The 3378-nt window shown below is 71.2% G+C and carries 3 protein-coding genes; all 3 read right to left on the bottom strand.

The window, feature by feature from the left end:
- Positions 1–53: 53 nt before the first annotated feature.
- On the bottom strand, positions 54–404 hold the full coding sequence (locus IEY86_RS35665; RefSeq protein WP_189136053.1) for a hypothetical protein: 351 nt from the start codon (positions 402–404) through the stop codon (positions 54–56).
- 10 nt (positions 405–414) lie between these two features.
- A complete protein-coding gene (locus IEY86_RS35660) occupies positions 415–915 on the bottom strand; it encodes a hypothetical protein (RefSeq protein ID WP_189136052.1) in 501 nt (166 codons plus the stop codon).
- 87 nt (positions 916–1002) lie between these two features.
- Entirely contained in the window at positions 1003–3363 is a 2361-nt protein-coding gene (locus IEY86_RS35655) for a hypothetical protein (protein WP_189136051.1), read from the bottom strand.
- Between the last annotated feature and the right edge of the window lie 15 nt (positions 3364–3378).

The raw sequence follows: 3378 nt of genomic DNA, 5'->3' as shown, positions 1-3378 counted from the left end.
GGCCGCGCATCCCGTGGGGGTGCGCGGCCGCTCCTGTGCGGGGGGATCGGGTGCTACGCCGCGGCGTCGGTGTCGGTGTCGACGTCGAACAGGCCGATCTGCATCTCCATGAGTTCCTGGCCGCGCTGGTCGTTGGCGCGTGCCCGCTCGGCGGCGAGCGCGTCGCGCCAGCAGGGCCAGCACCAGGGCCGCAGCTCCTCCAGCGGCGCGGCCGCGTTCTGCACGTCTGTGGGGTGCGGGGTCTGCGATGCGGCCAGCAGGGGCTTGTTCTTGCCGCTGCTTGTGGCTTTGCACTGCTTGTCGTCGCCCTTGTGCCTCTTGCTGTCGCTGCAGGCGCCGTGACAGGCGCAGCGCTCGCCGTGCCGTTCGAGGACGGCGGTCAGGACGTTGCCGGGTCGCTTCACGGTGTTCCCCTCAGCGGTCGAAGTGGTTGCGGGTGCGGGCGATGACGCCGCGGGTGTGGGTGTTGATCTCGGTGTTGTCCTGGATGACCGTGCCCTCGTAGTGCTGGTGGATGACGGGCGGTGCGGCCTCCACGACTTCCTTGGCCCGGCGGACCAGGCGGCAGAGGGCGAGGACGACGACCGTGGGAGCCCCGAGGACGATGCCGCAGACGACCGGGTCGGCGTACTGGGACAGGTACATCAGGATTCCGGCGGACACGCTGACCATGGACACCGATCCGCCGCCCGCGAGCATCAGGACGCTGGCATCGGTGGCGCGCTGGCTCATGGGGGCCCGGCCGTCCTGCTGGACAGGCGGGGCGTAGCCGATGGCGGGCACGGGCGCCACATCCTTGTAGAAGGTGGCGACCGGGGCGTTGCTGCTGTACCCCTCGGCGATGAGCCGGGCGGCTTCGGCCTCCGCCTCGGCTTCGCTGAGCGCGCGGCCGGCGGGGCGGTCGGGGTGGTTCACTGGGGTGGCTCCTTCGATGCGTTGGGGGAGTGGGCAGGGGACCGGCCGGTCTTTGCGGAGTAGCCGGTCCCCTGCCGTTTTCGAGGGTCAGGGCAGGCGGTAGACGCTCTTGCCGAGCGCGATGAGGCCGCCTTCGTTGGCGAGCGTGCTGACCTCGTTGTTCACGCTGCGGGTGGCGGGGCCGCCCTCGGTGCCGCAGCCGACGGCGGCGCGGATCTCCTTGAGCGCCAGACCGTCGGGGTGGCCCTGGAGCGCGGTGAGAATCCGCTCGCGGATCGTCGGGGCCTTCGCCTTGGCGGCCGCCATGGGCGACGGCGCTTCGGGGAGTTCCTCGGCAGCCTGCTCCTTGGCCTTGTTGTCGGCCTCCAGGAGGCCCGTGATGCGCTCCAGCTCACTGTTGAGGGCGTTCATGTCGACCCCGCCCCGAGAGGGCCGTGACGGGCCGCCTGTGGCCTTTCCGGCGGCCGCGATGCCCCGGTGGGCGTACGCGGCGCCGGCGGCGCGGGCTTCGCCCTCGGTGAGGGTGGGCATCGGGTGGCCGTCCATCAGCTCCTGGAGCTGGGGGTAGAGGCCGTTGACCTTCTCCAGAACGAACGTCCTGAACAGGATCGCCTTGCCCTCCGTGATCAGCCATCCCATGCCGGGCGTCGGCACGCCCTCAGTGGCGGCGGTGCCCTCGAACAGCTCCTTCGCCCCGGCGCCCTCGTAGATCCGCTCGGGGATGGGGGAGACGTGCGCGCCGATCGGAGTGATGCCGTCCAGGCCCATGCCCTGCGTGGACGAGGAGGCGGTGCGGAGCAGGAAGACGTGGCCCTCCTTGCCCTTCTCGCGGATCTCGTGGTTGTCGCCGAGTTCCTTGAGGTGGAGCGACTGGACCGCCAAGTCGACGCCGATGCCGACCTTCTGACCGGTCTTCTGGAGGTCACCGATCATCCACGCGGCTTCCTTGCGGATGTCCTGGTCCAGGGAGGAGAGCAGGCGGTTGATCTCATCACCCGTCCACTGGATCAGGCGCCACTGGCCGTGGAAGTCGAAGTCTCCGCGGCCGTTGCTGTGGTCCTCGCGGTACCGCTTGACCGCGTGCAGGGCCCGGAGCTGCTGCATGGTCTCTTCGGGGCCCTTGGCGAACCAGTCGATGCGGCCCTCCATCTCGGGCATCGACATGCCGCCCTGGACGTCAGCCATCCAGGAGATGACGCCCGAGATGCGCTGTGCGGCGCCGAAGAGGCGCATCAGGCCGGACTTGCCCGCGCCGGTGGTCCCGGCGGTGATGCCGTGCTGGGCACGGCCCGTGTCGAAGTTGAACAGTTGGATGCGGGCAACCGTGCCGTCGTGGGCGACGCCGATGGAGATGCGGCCGCGGTCGTCCATCGTCAGGTCCTCCTTCGTGGGTGCCCTGACGTGGAGGAGGGGGTTGGCCCGGTAGATGTAGACGACCGCTTCGCGCGGGCCCGCGCCCTCCATGACGAGGCGGGAGATGTCGTCAATCCCGAGCGCGGAGCACAGGGCCTCGTGGTTGACCCGCAGCGTCTTGCCGCGCGGGGCGGCGATCCGCAGCCGGATCTGGTCCTCGCCGATGCTGTAGGCGACCAGGTCGACGCCGGGGGCGGCGCCGTTGGTGCAGTTGACGTGTTCGGCCCAGATCCGTTCCAGTGCGGCGCTGGGGTCCTCCGCCTCCACCTCCAGGGCCTCCTGCGTGCGCCGGGCCTCGGCGAGGCGGGGTGCGACCTGGATGGCGAGGCGGCCCGGGCCGTACCCGGGCACCGGCGCGGTGGCTACGGCGTCGACCGGGACGTCGAAGACTCCGGCGATGGCCCGCTCGTCCAGGGTGCGCGGCACGGTGTGGCCGGCGGGAGCCAGGACGATCGCCTCGAAGTCCGGTTCGGTGGGGTCGTACTGGCGGATGCCCTCCAGGGTGGTGTCCCCGGTGGCCTGCGACTGGTTCCACAGGACCCGCATGTGGTCCGCGAAGGTCACCGGCTCCGCGTCCACGACCTCCGACTCACCGGCGAGGACCGGGAGGTTGTCGACGGCCCGCTTCAGCCCCTTGGAGCGGGTCCAGGGAGTCATGGGGATCATCACGGCCGTCCAGGCGGCCGCACCCAGCATCGGCCACCCGTTGGGGTACTCGAAGACCGGGACCAGCAGGCCGCCGGTGTAGGCGGCCGTCCAGCCGAGCACGGGCAGGGCCCGCAGGGACGAGGTCAGCCGTCGCGTCCAGTCGTCGGTGTCGCTGCGCTTCCACAGGCCGACGCCGGTAAGGGCGCCGGTGGCCAGGGCCGCGCCGTGCGCCCACCAGGGAACGTCCGTCAGTGGGCCGACGGCGGCCCAGGTGCCAGCGGCGCCGTACACGGTGCGCTCCGCCCAGGCGAGGCGGCGGGCGGTCTTGCGGGTCAGCCCCCGCTCACCGGCGGCGGCATCGGCTTTTACGACGTCGGTCGTCGTCATCGTCATTTCCCCTCC

The sequence above is a fragment of the Wenjunlia tyrosinilytica genome, assembly GCF_014646055.1.
Taxonomy (GTDB): domain Bacteria; phylum Actinomycetota; class Actinomycetes; order Streptomycetales; family Streptomycetaceae; genus Wenjunlia; species Wenjunlia tyrosinilytica.
The sequence above is the reverse complement of the archived record's forward strand: the minus strand, read 5'-3'. Positions and strand labels throughout refer to the sequence as shown.